11 protein-coding genes are annotated in these 16,480 nt (G+C 36.8%); 9 read left to right on the top strand and 2 right to left on the bottom strand.

Annotated features, from left to right (window positions below):
- The first annotated feature begins 84 nt into the window (after positions 1 to 84).
- The 7 genes from ICJ84_RS14295 to ICJ84_RS14265 all read left to right on the top strand — a co-directional run bounded on the left by ICJ84_RS14295 (position 85) and on the right by ICJ84_RS14265 (position 11,944).
- Complete coding sequence (locus ICJ84_RS14295; RefSeq protein ID WP_188217094.1) at positions 85 to 1,431, top strand: TolC family protein; 1,347 nt, start codon at positions 85 to 87, stop codon at positions 1,429 to 1,431.
- Between the two features lie 24 nt (positions 1,432 to 1,455).
- Entirely contained in the window at positions 1,456 to 2,628 is a 1,173-nt protein-coding gene (locus ICJ84_RS14290) for an efflux RND transporter periplasmic adaptor subunit (RefSeq protein WP_188217093.1), read from the top strand.
- 13 nt (positions 2,629 to 2,641) lie between these two features.
- Entirely contained in the window at positions 2,642 to 6,160 is a 3,519-nt protein-coding gene (locus ICJ84_RS14285) for an efflux RND transporter permease subunit (RefSeq protein ID WP_188217092.1), read from the top strand.
- Between the two features lie 114 nt (positions 6,161 to 6,274).
- Positions 6,275 to 8,029, top strand: a complete 1,755-nt coding sequence (gene aspS / locus ICJ84_RS14280; protein ID WP_188217091.1) for an aspartate--tRNA ligase — start codon at positions 6,275 to 6,277, stop codon at positions 8,027 to 8,029.
- Between the two features lie 47 nt (positions 8,030 to 8,076).
- Positions 8,077 to 9,870 (top strand): chloride channel protein, encoded by a 1,794-nt coding sequence (locus ICJ84_RS14275; protein ID WP_188217090.1) that lies wholly within the window; start codon positions 8,077 to 8,079, stop codon positions 9,868 to 9,870.
- Positions 9,871 to 9,913: 43 nt separating this feature from the next.
- Entirely contained in the window at positions 9,914 to 11,704 is a 1,791-nt protein-coding gene (locus ICJ84_RS14270) for a chloride channel protein (RefSeq protein ID WP_188217089.1), read from the top strand.
- 3 nt (positions 11,705 to 11,707) lie between these two features.
- Positions 11,708 to 11,944, top strand: a complete 237-nt coding sequence (locus tag ICJ84_RS14265) for a hypothetical protein (protein WP_188217088.1) — start codon at positions 11,708 to 11,710, stop codon at positions 11,942 to 11,944.
- Positions 11,945 to 11,962: 18 nt separating this feature from the next.
- On the opposite strand, the gene ICJ84_RS14260 is transcribed toward ICJ84_RS14265, so the two are convergent.
- Complete coding sequence (locus ICJ84_RS14260; protein ID WP_188217087.1) at positions 11,963 to 12,412, bottom strand: nucleoside deaminase; 450 nt, start codon at positions 12,410 to 12,412, stop codon at positions 11,963 to 11,965.
- 77 nt (positions 12,413 to 12,489) lie between these two features.
- On the opposite strand from ICJ84_RS14260, the gene ICJ84_RS14255 reads away from it, so the two are divergent.
- On the top strand, positions 12,490 to 13,455 hold the full coding sequence (locus ICJ84_RS14255; protein ID WP_241748769.1) for an energy transducer TonB: 966 nt from the start codon (positions 12,490 to 12,492) through the stop codon (positions 13,453 to 13,455).
- A gap of 18 nt (positions 13,456 to 13,473) precedes the next feature.
- Positions 13,474 to 15,240, top strand: a complete 1,767-nt coding sequence (gene dxs, locus ICJ84_RS14250; RefSeq protein ID WP_188217086.1) for a 1-deoxy-D-xylulose-5-phosphate synthase — start codon at positions 13,474 to 13,476, stop codon at positions 15,238 to 15,240.
- Positions 15,241 to 15,361: 121 nt separating this feature from the next.
- Here dxs and ICJ84_RS14245 read toward each other — a convergent pair whose 3' ends face one another.
- The gene (locus ICJ84_RS14245; protein ID WP_241748768.1) at positions 15,362 to 15,895 is read right to left on the bottom strand and encodes an MCP four helix bundle domain-containing protein; all 534 of its coding nucleotides are present in this window, start codon (positions 15,893 to 15,895) and stop codon (positions 15,362 to 15,364) included.
- Positions 15,896 to 16,480 lie beyond the last annotated feature (585 nt).

The following is a 16,480-nucleotide window of genomic DNA, read 5'->3' as shown; positions in this document are numbered from 1 at the left end:
AAACCGAAATGATTAAAATAAGCTCATTTACTACTATAATCATTGAAGGTTACCTGTGACCATTAAAACAATAAAAACTAACACATGAAACAAAGTCTAATACTTATATTTGGTTTATTACTTTCAACCACTTTGTTTTCACAAGAGCAATCGTATAGCTTCAGCCTGGAAGAAGCTATTAATTTTGCTATTGAAAACAACCGAACAGCCATAAACGCTGCGAAAGATATTGAAGCCGCTAAAAAACAAAAATGGGAAACCACAGCGACCGGTTTACCACAACTTAGTGCCTCGGTAGACTACCAGAATTTCCTAAAACAACAGGTATCCCTTATTCCAGCCGAAGCTTTTGGTGGTAACCCGGGTGAATTTGAAGAAGTGGTGTTTGGTACCAAACAGAATGTAGTCGCTACAGCCACAGTAACTCAAAAAATATTTGACGGGTCTTATATTGTTGGCTTACAATCGGCAAAAGTATATTTAGATATTTCTAAAAACGCTAAAGAAAAAACCGATTTAGAAATTAGAAAAGCAGTCATTAACGCTTACGGCAATGTACTTTTAGCAGAAGAAAGCCTGATTCTTTTAAATAAAGACCGCCAGATTTTAGAAGATAATATTAACGAAACCACAAAAATTTTCGAAAACGGTTTAGGCGAAGAAGAAAGTGTAGAGCAGTTACAAATAACCTTATCGAGCTTAAACAGTAATTTAAACAAAACCGAACGTTTAAAAATTTTAGCCTACCAAATGTTAAACATAACTTTAGGTTTAGACATAAATACCAATACTTCGTTAACCGATAAACTGGAAATGTTAACCGCTCAAAACATCAGTCTGTCGCTACTAAGCACCGAGGAAAACGTAGAAAATACGATAGATTATAAAATTGCAGAAAACTCTATGGTGTCACAGGAATTACTTTTAAAATTAGAAAAAAGCAAAGCCTTGCCAACTCTAAACGCCTTCTTGAATGGCGGATATTCGGGTTTTTCAGACACCTTCAACTTTTTCAGCAGTGACCAGCAATGGTTCGGGTCTTCATTATTCGGTTTAAGTTTAAACATCCCCATTTTTAGTTCTTTAGGCAGAACAGCTGCAACAGCACGTGTTAAAATAGATCTTGAAAAAGCAGAAAACGACCTAAAAGAAACCGAACAACAATTAAAACTTCAAATTGCCTCAGCTAAAAGTGAATACCAATTCGCCATAGAAGACTACGAAAACAAAAAACTCAACTTAAATCTGGCAGAGCGTATTGAACGAAAAAACCAAACTAAATTTTTCGAAGGTATTGGTTCCAGTTTCGATTTACGACAGGCACAAACACAATTATACAATGCGCAACAAGAGTTTTTACAAGCTATGCTAGATGTTATAAACACCAAAGCTGAGTTAGAAACTATTTTAAATACGGTTCAAATCAATTAATCAATCAAAAAAATTCCATACAAAATGAAACATATATATTCGTTATTTATCATAAGTATACTGCTTATCTCTTGTGGGGGCGAAAAGAAAAAGAACTCTGTTGAAAAAGTTCTAGAAAGCAACAATTTAGAAACAATTCGACTAAAACGTGGTGAATTAGTTAATGAACAGGAAGCTATAAATGCTAAAATTAAACTTCTTGATGAAGCCATTTCAAAATTGGATACGGTTAAACATATTCCGTTAATTACCACGTTCCTGGCCAAAGAAGAAGTGTTTAACCATACGTTAGAAATTCAAGGTAATGTAACAACTAAAAATCTTTTGGTTATTACTCCCGAATACAATGGCATTTTAACCAATGTTTATGTTAAAGAAGGCCAAAAGGTAAGTAAAGGTCAGCTATTGGCTAAAATTGATGACGGTGGTCTTAGTCAGCAATTAGCACAGCTAAAAATTCAGGCCGATTTAGCAAAAACCACTTTCGAGCGTCAAAAACGTTTATGGGAACAAAATATTGGTAGTGAAATTCAATACTTACAGGCAAAATCAAATTACGAATCTCAGGAAGAAGCTGTAAGTCAGTTAAAACAACAAATTGCAAAAACCAATGTTACGGCACCTTTCTCTGGTACTATTGACGATGTGATTACCGAACAAGGTAGTGTGGTTGCTGCAGGTCAATCCCCCCTTATGCGTATTGTGAATTTGAATAATATGTACATAGAAACCGATATCCCAGAAAAATACATTTCGGATGTTACTAAAGACAAAAATGTGATAGTAGAATTTCCTGTACTTGGAACTACCGTAGAAACCAAAGTACGTCAGGCCGGTGATTTCATCAATCCAGACAACAGAACATTTAAGGTAGAAGTTGGTATTCCTAATCAAGATAATACGATAAAACCGAACTTAACAGCAAGACTGAAAATTAACGATTACACCAACGAAAAAGCACTCTTAGTGCCACAAAGCATTATTTCTGAAAATGCAAACGGTGAACAATATGTTTACGTTATTAAAGATAAAAACGATGAAAATATTGGAGTTGCTAACCGAGTAATTATTAAAACCGGTAAAACCCAAGGCGACGTAATTGAAGTTTTAGAAGGTATTAAAAACGGTACCGAGATTGTTCAGGAAGGAGCGCGAAGCGTAAAAGACGGGCAAACTGTTGAAGTAATTAACTATTAAACCAAAATAAGTAATGACTAAAAATAAAAAGAAAGTCGACAAAGAATTTGGTTTATCTTCATGGGCGATAGATAATAAAACCACCATGTATGTGCTTATTGTGGTTATATTTTACCTGGGAGTTTCAGCCTTTTTCGACATGCCTCGAGAAAATTTTCCCGAAGTAAACGAAACTAAAATTTACGTAAGCTCTGTGTTTCCCGGAAATACAGCAGAAGACATCGAAAAACTCATAACCAATCCGCTTGAAGACCGCTTAAAAACGGTTAGTAATGTTGTTGAAATCACCTCTACATCGCAGGAAGATTACGGCATGTTAATGGTCGAGTTTGATGAGAATATTACTGTTGAACAGGCTAAACAAAAGGTTAAAGATGAGATCGATCAGGAAACCTCAAGTGAAGACTGGCCAACCTTTAACGGAGCTAAAGTAGAACCGGATGTTTTTGAGTTAAGCCTTTCTGAAGAAATGCCAATTTTAAATATCAATATTTCTGGAGATTATCCTATTGAAAAGTTAAAAGAGTATGGCGAATACCTTCAAGATGAAATTGAAGACTTGCTCGAAATTAAAAAAGTAGATATCCGTGGTGCTCAGGAAAAAGAAGTTGAAGTTGCCGTAGACATCTATAAAATGATGGCTGCCAAAGTAACCTTCAACGATGTTATTGGCACCATAAACAATGGTAACATAACCATGTCTGCGGGAAATTTAAAAGCCAGCGGCCAACGCAGAACCATTCGAATTATTGGTGAAATTGAAAAACCTGCAGAGCTTGAAAACTTTGTGGTTAAATCTGAAAACGGAAAAGCAACCTACTTAAAAGACATCGCTAAAGTATCGTTTCAGGAAGAAGACAAAACTACATTTGCACGAGAATATGGTGAACCGGTTGTAATGCTGGACGTTAAAAAACGTGCAGGTAAGAACATGGTAGCAGCTTCTGAACAAATTCAAGTTATTGTTAAAGATGCCATTGACAATGTATTTCCAGCCGATTTGAAAGTAACTATTACCAACGACCAGTCTGAGAAAACCATTGGCCAGGTGGATGATCTGGTAAACAACATCATTTTTGGGGTACTTTTGGTGGTTACCGTATTAATGTTCTTCTTAGGTTTTAAGAATGCTATTTTCGTTGGATTTGCCATTCCTATGTCCATGTTCATGTCACTCATGATTCTTAACGGATTAGGTTACAGTTTAAACACCATGGTACTGTTTGGTTTAATCATGGGGCTTGGTATGTTAGTAGACAACGGTATTGTAGTTGTGGAAAATGTGTACCGCTTGATGGACGAAGAAGGCATGAGTCGTATGCAGGCAGCCAAAGAAGGTATTGGTGAGATTGCCTTCCCTATTATCATCTCGACCGCCACAACCGTAGCCGCCTTTATTCCATTAGGATTATGGCCTGGTATTATGGGTGAGTTTATGATGATTTTACCTATTACCCTATCGGTTGTCTTAGGATCATCTCTATTTGTCGCGATCTTTTTCAACTCGGTTTTAGTATCTCAATTCATGAATACTGAAGACAAGGATATGCCGTTAAAACGCATTATTAGAATGACAGCTATTATGGTTGTTTGCGGGATTATTGTGTTTATTGTAGGCGGTCCATACCGTGCTTTAGGGACTCTTATGGTGGTTACAGCCATATTACTATGGGTTTACCGATTATTTTTACGCAAGTGGGCCAATAGCTTCCAAACCAAAACACTGGTAAAGCTTGAGCGCTGGTACGAGGGGCAACTACGTTGGGCACTTTCAGGCAAAAAGCCTTACATCATCAGTATTGGTACATTCGCTTTGTTAATTCTTTCGTTTATTGCTTTTGGTATTTCATTAGGTACTCAACGTACTAAAGTAGAATTCTTTCCCGACAATAAACCCAACCAAATTATTGTCTACATTGAATATCCACAGGGTACAGCCATTGAAAAAACAAACGCCATAACAAAAGAAATTGAAAAGCGTGTTTATAAAGTTCTGGACAACAATCAGTACAAAGACGGTAATTATAATTTCCTTGTAGAAAGTGCCGTTTCTCAGGTTGGTGAAGGTGCAGGAAATCCTCAAACTGATGGTGGCTCGGCTGCCGAAATGCCGCATAAGGCTAAAATTACCGCATCGATGCGTGAATATAAATACCGTCGAGGTGCCGATAGTGAACTCTTACGCCAAAAAGTTCAGGAAGATTTAGTTGGTATTTTTCCAGGCGTTCTAATTTCTGTTGAAAAAGATGCTAATGGACCACCGGCCGGTGCGCCAATTAATATTGAAATTGAGGGAGACGATTATAACGAACTTATCGCTACCGCTGAAAATATGCGTGAATTCATCAATAATAGAAATATTCCGGGTATTGACGAGCTTAAAATTGATGTGAATAAGGACAAACCATCCATGAAAGTGGTTATAGACAGAAAAAAGGCTGGAGAACTAGGTATTAGTGCTGCCCAAATCGGTCAACAGCTGCGTAACTCTATCTTTGGGTCTAAAGCCGGAATTTATAAAGAAGATGGCGATGACTATGATATTTATGTACGTTTCAATGAAGACAACCGATATAATACCAGTGCCTTATTCAATCAGAATATCACTTTTAGAACCAATACAGGACAATTAAAAGAAATTCCTGTATCGGCAGTAGCAACACATGAAAACACTTCTGGTTTTAGCGCCATAAAACACAAAGATACCAAACGTGTAGTTACCGTATACTCAGCATTATCGCCAGGATATACCGATGCCGGAGCTATTGTAACGCAAATTCAAAATGAAATGAAGAGTTATGATGGCTTACCTAAAGGCATTAAAATTGATTATACCGGACAAATAGAAGAACAAAACAAGCAAATGGCATTCTTAATGGGAGCCTTCTTTACAGGGCTTGGATTAATTTTCTTCATCTTAATTTTCCAGTTTAACTCAGTATCAAAACCAGCCATTATTATGCTGGCTATTTTCCTAAGTTTCATTGGAGTATTTGGCGGACTCGTAATCACAGGTAGCGCTTTCGTTATCATGATGACTATGGTGGGAATCATCTCCCTCGCCGGAATTGTGGTAAATAACGGGGTAGTCTTACTCGATTACGCACAGTTATTAATCGATAGAAAAAAACATGTTTTAGATCTGGATTCCGATGAATATTTACAAGTCGATGATTTATTCGAAAGTATCGTAAAAGCCGGTAAGGCTCGTTTACGTCCGGTATTATTAACAGCGATTACAACCATTCTCGGTTTAGTACCGCTGGCTATTGGATTAAACATTAACTTCTTTACCTTATTCAGCGAATTTAACCCACATATTTACATGGGAGGTGATAACGTAGTCTTTTGGGGCCCCCTAGCTTGGACAGTTATTTATGGTCTGTTTGTAGCAACCTTCTTAACCCTGATTGTAGTGCCAGTTTTATTCTTCTTAAGCATGAAGTTTAAAATGTGGCTAAGTGAAAAACTGCGTTCAGACGACACTAAAGAACAATTTGCAGTGGTGACTAACACGCCTATTGAAGATTAGTTAAAGCTTTATACCTAAGCCTTAATTAATAGCAGAAAAGCCCTGACAAATGTCGGGGCTTTTTTTATTGTTAATCAGTAAACTTCATTAAATTTGCAACTCTAAAATTTCATTATGTACAGAAGTCATAATTGTGGTGAGTTAAATGCATCACATATTAATAAAGAAGTAACCCTTGCAGGTTGGGTTCAAAAATCTAGAGATAAAGGATTTATAGTTTGGGTAGATTTAAGAGACCGCTATGGTATTACCCAATTGGTTTTCGACGAGGAACGCACATCCAAAGACATGATGGAGCAGGCACAAAACCTTGGTCGCGAATTTGTTATTCAGGTAAAAGGAACCGTTATTGAACGTACTTCTAAAAACCCGAATATCCCAACCGGAGATATTGAAATATTAGTTTCAGAACTAAACATTTTAAACGAAGCTAAATTACCGCCATTCACTATTGAGGACAAAACCGATGGTGGTGAAGATTTACGAATGAAATACCGATACTTGGATATTCGTCGTAATCCGGTAAAAAACAATCTTATTTTCAGACATAAGGTAACTCAGGAGGTTCGCAACTATTTATCGAAAGAAGGATTTATAGAGGTTGAAACCCCTTACTTAATAAAATCGACACCAGAAGGCGCACGTGATTTCGTAGTTCCATCACGCATGAACGAAGGGCAGTTTTATGCGCTTCCACAGTCACCGCAAACCTTTAAGCAGCTGCTTATGGTAGGTGGTATGGATAAATATTTCCAGATTGTAAAGTGTTTTAGAGATGAAGATTTACGCGCCGACAGACAGCCTGAGTTTACTCAGATAGATTGCGAAATGGCATTTATCGAGCAAGAAGATATTTTAAATGCTTTTGAAGGCTTAACACGCCACTTACTAAAAGAAGTAAAAGGTATCGAGATTGAAAAATTCCCAAGAATGCAATACGACGATGCCATGCGTTTATACGGAAACGATAAACCGGATATTCGCTTTGGAATGCAGTTTGGTGAGTTAAACGCCGTTGCTCAACATAAAGATTTCGGAGTTTTCAACAGTGCAGAATTAGTTGTTGGTATTGCTGTTCCTGGTGGAAATGCATACACAAGAAAAGAAATCGATCAGTTAATCGACTGGGTAAAACGTCCGCAAGTTGGTGCCTTAGGTATGGTGTACTGTCGTTGCAACGACGATGGGACGTTTAAATCATCTGTAGATAAATTCTACGACAACGACGATTTGGCAAAATGGGCTGAAGTTACCGGAGCTAAAGCTGGCGATTTAATTTGTGTGCTTTCTGGCGATAAAAATAAAGTACGTGCACAATTAAGTGCGTTACGTATGGAATTGGCAGAACGTTTAGGCTTACGTAACCCTGAGGAGTTCGCGCCGCTATGGGTGATGGACTTCCCGCTATTAGAATGGGATGAAGACACCGAACGTTATCACGCCATGCACCACCCGTTCACCTCTCCTAAACCAGGGCAGTTAGAATTACTAAAAACCGATCCAGGTGCTGTAAAAGCTAATGCTTACGATTTAGTTTTAAACGGAAACGAAATTGGTGGTGGTTCTATTCGTATTCACGATAAAGAAACACAAGCATTAATGTTCGATTATTTAGGATTCACTCCTGAAGAAGCTAAAGCCCAATTTGGTTTCTTAATGGATGCCTTCCAATATGGCGCACCACCACATGGTGGTTTGGCCTTTGGCTTGGATAGATTAGTATCTATTTTAGGCGGACAAGAAACCATTCGTGATTTTATCGCATTCCCTAAAAACAATTCTGGTCGCGATGTAATGATTGATGCACCTGCTCCTATTGACGATGCACAATTAACAGAGCTAAGTTTAAAACTTAATATAAAACAATAATCTAAATCCTGCTTTTTGCAGGATTTTTTGATAGCTTTATAAATACTATGCCCAAACAAACCATTTTAAAGCAGATTTTAATCTGGAGAGCCAAGCACATCTCTCACAGACAATTTATTTATATTTTAAGTATAGTTGTTGGCTTCACTTCAGGTGTTGGTGCCGTTGTATTAAAAAACTTAACACACTTTATTCAGCATTTATTAGAAGGTAAACTTATTGCAGATTATCATCATGCTTTTTATTTTTTGTTTCCTATTCTTGGTTTATCCCTAGTTTACTTAATTATTAAATATGTTATAAGAAATAAAGTAAGTCATGGTATACCTTCTACACTTTACGCTATGGCTAAACGTAAAGGTATCATGAAACGCTACCAAATGTTCGGGTCTATTTTAACAGCTCCCCTTACCGTAGGCTTTGGTGGATCGGTAGGATTGGAAGGCCCAACTGTTGCAACCGGAGCAGCTCTAGGTTCAAACATCTCAAGAATGTTTCATATGAATCAAACCTCAAGAAACCTTCTTATTGGTTGTGCTGCAGCCGGAGCGATGAGTTCTATATTTAAAGCTCCTATTGCAGCTATTATTTTTGCCATAGAGGTCTTCAGTTTAGATTTAACCATAGCCTCAATGCTACCCTTATTATTGGCTTCGCTTTCGGCTGTTTTAACCTCTTATTTTTTCTTTGGTGATGATATTTTATTGCCATTTAGAATTGAAGATAAATTCTATATAAACGACGCTCCTTTTTATATGTTATTAGGCGTTGTTGCTGCTTTTATTTCTATTTATTTCACCGAAGTATACGATAGAATCCATACGTTTTTCGACAAAATTGATTCACCTATAAAACGTTTACTTATTGGAGGGTTGGGACTTGGACTTTTAATCTTTTTAATTCCACCTTTATACGGTGAAGGTTTCGATGTTATCAACAATCTAATTATTGGTAATCCAGAAAAAGCACTTCAAAGCAATCTGTTTCATATGGATACCGATAATATCTGGATTGTTGTTATGCTTCTTGGCGGATTAATTTTCTTCAAGATTATTGCCAGCTGTTTAACTTTTGGTGCTGGCGGTGTCGGTGGCATTTTTGCACCTACGCTGTTTATGGGGAGCATTATGGGGAATTGCATTGCTAAAATTATTAATCACTGCGGTTTATTTAGCGATCCTGTTTCTGAAAGCAATTTTACACTGGTGGGTATGGCTGGCTTATTAGCTGGTGTTCTACATGCGCCACTTACCGCCATCTTTTTGATTGCTGAACTAACAGGCGGTTATGAACTTTTTATTCCTCTAATGTTAACTGCTACTATTTCATTTGGGATTACGAAGTACTACAAGCATCATTCCGTTTATAACATGGAATTAGGTAGAAAAGGCGAACTTATTACACACGATAAAGATCATGCCGTTTTAACGTTAATGGACATCGATAAAGTAATTGAAACCAACTTTATATCAATTACTCCAGAAATGAATCTTGAGCAAATGATTCATGAAGCCGTTATAAAATCGAATCGAAACATTTTCCCTGTAGTAAAAGAAGACACGCAAAAACTTCAAGGCATTATATTACTGGATGATTTACGCCCAATTATGTTCGACCAGTCACTCTACAAAGATGTTGTTGCTACCGATGTCATGCAAAAACCACCAGCCGTTATCAACCTAGATAAAGATAAAATGACAGATATAATGCGAAAATTCCAAGACAGTAGCGCATGGAATTTACCTGTAACTAAAAACGGCATCTATTTTGGTTTTATCTCTAAATCTAAGTTATTAACAGCTTACCGCAGACAATTAATTACCTTACAAGTAAATTCTTAATATAAGCTATATTCTGAAGCATTTATTTATTAACTTTATAAGCATGTCTTTTGATGCTAAAGATCTATTACGAAAGTTTTTAATTTGGAAATACAAACATATTTCCGAGAGGCAATTTATCTATATTTTAAGCGTTTTGGTTGGCATTCTTGCTGGGGTAGGGACAGTGGTTTTAAAAAATCTTACACATTTTATAAGATCACTTCTTGAGCTAAACTTATTTAAAAACTACCAAAACACCTTATATTTCATCTTTCCAATCATTGGCTTGGCCCTGGTTTATATCATTAAGCAAACCTGGCTTAAAAAACATATTGGACATGGTATTTCAACAACCTTATACGGCTTGTCGAAACTAAATGGTATTCTTCCAAGATATAATATTTACGCCGCTTTAATCACGGCTCCACTAACAGCAGGATTTGGTGGATCGGTTGGATTACAAGGTCCCGCCGTAAGTGTTGGTTCGGCTTTAGGATCGAACACAGCACAATTGTTTCATATGAACACTAAAACCCGATTGCTACTTATTGGTTGTACTTCGGCCGGGGCAATGGCTTCGATGTTTAAAGCCCCCATCGCCGCAATTGTATTTGCTGTAGAAATTTTTAGTCTTGATATTGCCTTCACCTCTTTAGTCCCTTTATTATTAGCTTCGGTTTCTGCAGTAATTACATCCTACATGTTTTTAGGAACCGATGTTTTGTTACATGTTATTATAAAAGATACTTTCAGTTTTAAAGATATTCCCATCTATATCCTATTAGGCATTGTAACAGCGTTTTCATCGGTATATTTTTCAAAAGTATTTTTTGCCATCACTAATTTTTTTAAACAATTTGAAAGTCGTGCCAAGCGCCTATTAATTGGCGGATTAGCAATTGGAACCATGCTCTACTTTATACCGCCGCTTTACGGGGAAGGTTACGGCATTATGAATAACCTTTTAAAAGGCGACCATCTATCAGCAATTAGCACCACCCCCTTTAAAAATTTAGATTTAAACAATATCTGGGTTGTTATTGCCATGCTACTTGGTATTGCTATTTTTAAAGCTGTTGCGATGACCACCACATTTGGTGCCGGTGGCGTAGGAGGGATTTTTATTCCAACGCTTATTATGGGAAGTGCTTTAGGAAATGCCTTTGCCAAAATAATTAATAATATAGGACTAGGGTTTTCTGTTAACGAAGCTAATTTTACCCTTTTAGGTATGACAGGTTTAATGGCAGGGGTGCTTCATGCACCCTTAACGGCTATATTCCTTATTGCAGAAATCACGAGTGGACACGAACTTTTTGTTCCCTTAATGATTGTTGCTGCCATATCCTTTGCCATTACGAAATACTACGTCTCACATTCAATTTACACCATGAAGCTTGCCGAGCGCGGCGAGCTTATGACCCATGATAAGGATCAAAACACCTTAATGGCTTTAGATATCGATAAAGTAATAGAGACCAATTTCGTTAAACTAAAACCCGAAATGTCTCTGGGATACATTTTAAATGAAGCCGTAGCAAAATCATCAAGAAATCATTTTCCCGTGGTTAACGACGACAACGAATTTTTAGGCGTAATTAGACTCGATGATATACGACACATGATGTTTAATGCCGATCTTTACGATAAAGTTAGTGTTACAGATATTATGCATGCCGATGCCGGTATTATAAACTACAATGAAGACACCATGAACGATATTATGGAAAAATTCAAGTCTACCGGTGCATGGAACTTACCTGTGGTTAAATCTGGAAAATACTTTGGCTACATTTCTAAATCAAAACTATTAACAGCCTACAGAAGACAACTATTAAAATTCACAAAATAAACCATGAGATATATTATCATTACCATATTCCTTTTAGTATTTGCAAGCATCATTACCGGTTTTGTAATAGATACGCCATATTCTCAAAAACTTATTGGTTTTGGGGTAATGGGGCTCTTTTTTATAGCCTTCCCTCTGTTCGCATATTACCGCTGGAAAGATAAAGACATTAAAGACTATATGCTCACTAAAGAAAATTTAGATGAGATGCGCAAGTCACAAAAGGATAATAAACTTTAGAAGTGATCACTAGCGTGTTTAATTCAAATTCCGTTTTTCAATAAAAAAGCGTTTCATTAATTCAGAGGCTTCCGCTTCTAAAACACCACCTTTCATAATAGTTTTAGGGTGTAATCTGGTATTTAAATTAATACAACCGCGTTGCTCATCTCTAGCGCCATATACAATATTTGAAATCTGACTCCAGTATAACGCCCCGGCACACATCTGGCAGGGTTCAAGCGTTACATACAAGGTACAATTCTGAAGATACTTACCGCCTAAAAAATTAGCTGCTGCAGTAATGGCCTGCATTTCGGCATGTGCCGTCACATCATTTAAGGTTTCCGTTAAATTATGTCCGCGGGCTATGATGCGATTGTCAATAACCACTACAGCTCCCACAGGAATCTCACCTTTTTCAAAAGCCTGTTCTGCTTCCTGTAGAGCACGCTTCATAAAATATGTATCGTCAAACGGGTTTTCCATACTTCAAATATACGATTTCAAAACATTCAAAAAATAATCGGCAAAACTTTTGATGCTTATTAGCAAAAGCTTCCATCATGAAAAAACATTTTACCATCGCTATTCCCAAACCATGCCACGAAGACTGGAATAGCATGACGCCTAACGAGCGCGGCCGATTTTGTAGTTCCTGTGTTAAAACGGTTGTAGACTTCTCCAAAATGAATTCTGAAGACATTCAAACGTATATCGAAACCAATAAACACCAACGCATTTGCGGTCATTTTAAACAAAGTCAGTTAGACAGTATCAATCTGCGCATTCCTTCCCAACTTATAATTAAACCAAAAACATTTCATAAAGCTTTTTTACTCACTTTACTGCTTGTTATGGGAACCACATTAATGAATTGCACTAACAACAAAGGCAACAAACAAAAAATTGATAGTATAGAAGTTATAGATACCCTCCAAAATAAAATTGTAGATTCTACAAAATTTATAAATGAATTAATTCAAAAAAGCTCAACAACAAATCATACTTATACAAAAACCATACAAACACCATCACCATCTCCAACCGATATCGTTGCTATTGAAACCCTAGGAGAGATTATAAGTGGTACTATTCCTGAAATTATGGTTGACGGTGAATTGGAAATCATGGGTGACTTGGAACCCGTGGAAAAAACAACTGAAGAAGACCCTATAGTTTTTGGCATGATATCAGAAACACCACCACAATTTAAAGAAACTCCCAAAAACCTGAAGGATTATGATAAAAAAGCATACTTTTCAGAACATTTTTCTCAAATTATAACCGAAAATTTTAATACAGATGTACACCAAAACCTAAAGGGTATTCAACGTATATATACGCGGTTTAAAATAAATAAAGAAGGTAAGGTTGTCGATATACAAGTTAGAGCACCTCACCCTGCATTAGAAAAAGAAGCCATACGAGTTCTTAAACTGTTACCTGATTTTATTCCAGCTACACAAAGAAATAAACCCGTCGAGATCACACAGAATCTCCCTATATTTTTCAAAGCCGGAGAAGAATAAAATCTGTACTTTTGCCTCGTGCAAAACACCTTATTACATAGCATTACTTCGCCTGAAGACTTACGTCTTTTAAAACCTGAGCAATTACCACAACTTGCTCAGGAACTACGTGAATTTATAATAAACATTGTAGCTACTAAAGAAGGGCATTTAGGCGCCAGTTTAGGTGTAGTAGAATTAACCATCGCACTACATTATGTGTTTAACACCCCAGAAGATCAGTTGATTTGGGATGTTGGCCATCAAGCTTACGGTCATAAAATATTAACTGGACGGAGAAACGTTTTTCATACCAACCGCCAGCTAGATGGTATTTGCGGATTTCCTAAACGCGACGAAAGTGCTTATGATGCCTTTGGTGTCGGGCATTCCTCAACCTCCATTTCAGCAGCTTTAGGTATGGCCATCGCCTCAAAATTAAAAGGGGAAACCGAAAAGCAACATATTGCTGTTATAGGAGACGCTTCCATCGCCAGCGGTATGGCGTTTGAAGGCTTAAACCATGCAGGAGTAACCGATGCCAACCTGTTAGTTATTTTAAACGATAACGCCATTGGTATAGACCCAAGTGTTGGTGCTTTAAAGCTATATTTAACCAACGTTAAAAAAGGCACTCAAAAACAGGATAATATTTTTGAAGCTTTAAATTTCGATTACTCTGGACCGATTGATGGCCATGATTTAGATGCTATAATTTCAGAATTGGAACGTTTAAAAACCGTTAAAGGCCCAAAGTTTTTACACGTGATTTCCACTAAGGGTAAAGGTTTACGTCAGGCAGAAGAAGATCAAGTGAAATACCATGCTCCAGGAAAGTTCAATTCGGAGACCGGAGAACTTATTCCTAAATCGGTATCTAACATTCCAAAATATCAGGATGTTTTTGGGCACACCATTGTAGAGTTAGCCCAAAAAAACAAAGCCATTGTAGGTATTACACCAGCTATGCCTACGGGAAGTTCCTTAAAATACATGATGGATGAACTTCCGGATCGCGCCTTTGATGTAGGTATTGCCGAACAACACGCCGTAACCCTTGCAGCCGGTATGGCCACTCAGGGGTTGATTCCGTTTTGTAATATCTATTCCACATTTTTACAGCGCGCTTACGACCAGATTATTCATGATGTGGCCATACAAAACCTACCGGTGATTTTTTGTTTAGACCGTGCCGGATTGGTTGGTGAAGATGGCGCAACACATCACGGAGTTTACGACCTTTCATACTTACGTTGCATACCCAACCTGATTATTTTTGCACCGCGTAATGAAATAGAACTCCGCAACATCATGTACACCACCCAGTTAGGCTTACCTCACCCTATCGCCATTCGTTATCCGCGCGGACGCGGTATAACAACCGACTGGAAACAACCTTTTGAAGCCATTGAAATTGGAACCGGTACTATTCTGAAAGGTGGCGACAACATAGCCGTTTTAAGTATTGGTACGATAGCTAAAAACGTTTCCGAAGCCATACAGAATTGTAACAAACCTGAAGCTATCGCACATTACGACTTACGCTTTGTGAAACCTTTAGATGAGCACCTGCTTCATAGCATCTTCAAAACATATGATGCTCTAATTACCATTGAAGACAACTCTGTAAAAGGTGGTTTCGGCTCTGCTGTTTTAGAATTTGCAGCCGTACATCATTACAAAAATAATATTACAATTTTAGGCATACCAGATCTGGTTATTGACCATGGCAGCGTTGCTGAACTACAACAGCAAATCGGTTTAGATGCTGACAGCTTAACCACTTACCTCAATACACAGCTATAAACTTTACAGTTTATATACAAGCCTTACTTACCTCTTTCTAAAAACATACAAAATACTATGATTCTTCCTTGGGATTATATATTATGATTATTTGGGCAACAATTGCCAGGAAAACCAGTATCTAAATTTCAATTCGGGTAAATAATTCTACAGTATCAAGAGCTCGCTTACTGATTGACATTTGACGACTTCCTTCTTTTAGCTGAATTTCAGATAAATCGTTAAGATTAGCTTTTAATCCATCAATATGCTTTAAAACCTGAGTATTATCTATATAATCAGAATTTGAAAACTGACGTTCGGCATCCAGTAACTCCTGCAGATTTTCTTTTAAATCCTTGAATACGTTTGATTCTTCTGATGTTAATTTTGTTTGTTCGAATCTGGAAACTAATATTTTTAAACCACCGTTTACCTCAGCATTTTGATTTTCAAAAAAAGTAGTATCAGACAATGATACTGCTATCTCCTTTTGCTGAACGGACTTTAACATTTCAAAAATTAAATCCTTTGCTATTAATCTGTCTTCGTAGATGGCAACGACTGAATCACGAACCTGAATAAAATTGTTTTTGTCTATTAAATTTGTAGCTATGATTAAGACAAAAATCATTAGAATTCCAAGTATCCACTTTAATTTGTTGTAGAATGACATATTTAGCAGGTTTTAGAAATTTAAAATCGGATAGTAAATATACAAAAAACGCTACAAAAATGAATCTATGTCAAAAGTTGCATTTTATAACTGTAATTCCTTTTTTATCTCTTTACACTGCAACCGTATTACAGAGGTATTTATAAATCTTTTATAAGTAACTCACTATTTTAGCTATTTTAAAATTAATGTATTTTGTAACTCAAAATCATTATACCTATACCTCATCCATACTATATCCATACTTTATCTATACCTTATATATGGGTGAACCCTATTTATGACTCGTCACAAAATAGCTATACAGGCAATGTACTTTTTGCCTGATAAGTAAGTTCTTTTTTTGGTCAATGCTTAATGTATGAATACGCATTTAACCAAGTCCTTTGACAACAAATACTTTTACAAACCTCTCTGAATAAATGTCGGAACCATATAAAACCCCTGGGGGAAATCTGCCTTTACCTTTTAATGCTATTGAAGTCGATGACCTGGCTTTTCATAAGCCTTAATTCTTTCAAGATACAGACTCTAATCGTTCTGAAAACACTATAAGTATTCTATCGTCTAAATCTACTAACGAAT

This window comes from Aestuariibaculum suncheonense (assembly GCF_014596935.1).
Taxonomy (GTDB): domain Bacteria; phylum Bacteroidota; class Bacteroidia; order Flavobacteriales; family Flavobacteriaceae; genus Aestuariibaculum; species Aestuariibaculum suncheonense.
The sequence above is the reverse complement of the archived record's forward strand: the minus strand, read 5'-3'. Positions and strand labels throughout refer to the sequence as shown.

Bases quoted from the DNA above. Each gene is read 5' to 3' on its own strand.
- aspS (WP_188217091.1), top strand. From the start codon at position 6,275: ATGTACAGAAGTCATAATTGTGGTGAGTTAAATGCATCACATATTAAT.
- ICJ84_RS14255 (WP_241748769.1), top strand. From the start codon at position 12,490: ATGAAAAAACATTTTACCATCGCTATTCCCAAACCATGCCACGAAGAC.
- ICJ84_RS14260 (WP_188217087.1), bottom strand. From the start codon at position 12,412: ATGGAAAACCCGTTTGACGATACATATTTTATGAAGCGTGCTCTACAG.
- ICJ84_RS14285 (WP_188217092.1), top strand. From the start codon at position 2,642: ATGACTAAAAATAAAAAGAAAGTCGACAAAGAATTTGGTTTATCTTCA.
- ICJ84_RS14245 (WP_241748768.1), bottom strand. From the start codon at position 15,895: ATGTCATTCTACAACAAATTAAAGTGGATACTTGGAATTCTAATGATT.
- ICJ84_RS14270 (WP_188217089.1), top strand. From the start codon at position 9,914: ATGTCTTTTGATGCTAAAGATCTATTACGAAAGTTTTTAATTTGGAAA.
- ICJ84_RS14265 (WP_188217088.1), top strand. From the start codon at position 11,708: ATGAGATATATTATCATTACCATATTCCTTTTAGTATTTGCAAGCATC.
- ICJ84_RS14295 (WP_188217094.1), top strand. From the start codon at position 85: ATGAAACAAAGTCTAATACTTATATTTGGTTTATTACTTTCAACCACT.
- ICJ84_RS14290 (WP_188217093.1), top strand. From the start codon at position 1,456: ATGAAACATATATATTCGTTATTTATCATAAGTATACTGCTTATCTCT.
- ICJ84_RS14275 (WP_188217090.1), top strand. From the start codon at position 8,077: ATGCCCAAACAAACCATTTTAAAGCAGATTTTAATCTGGAGAGCCAAG.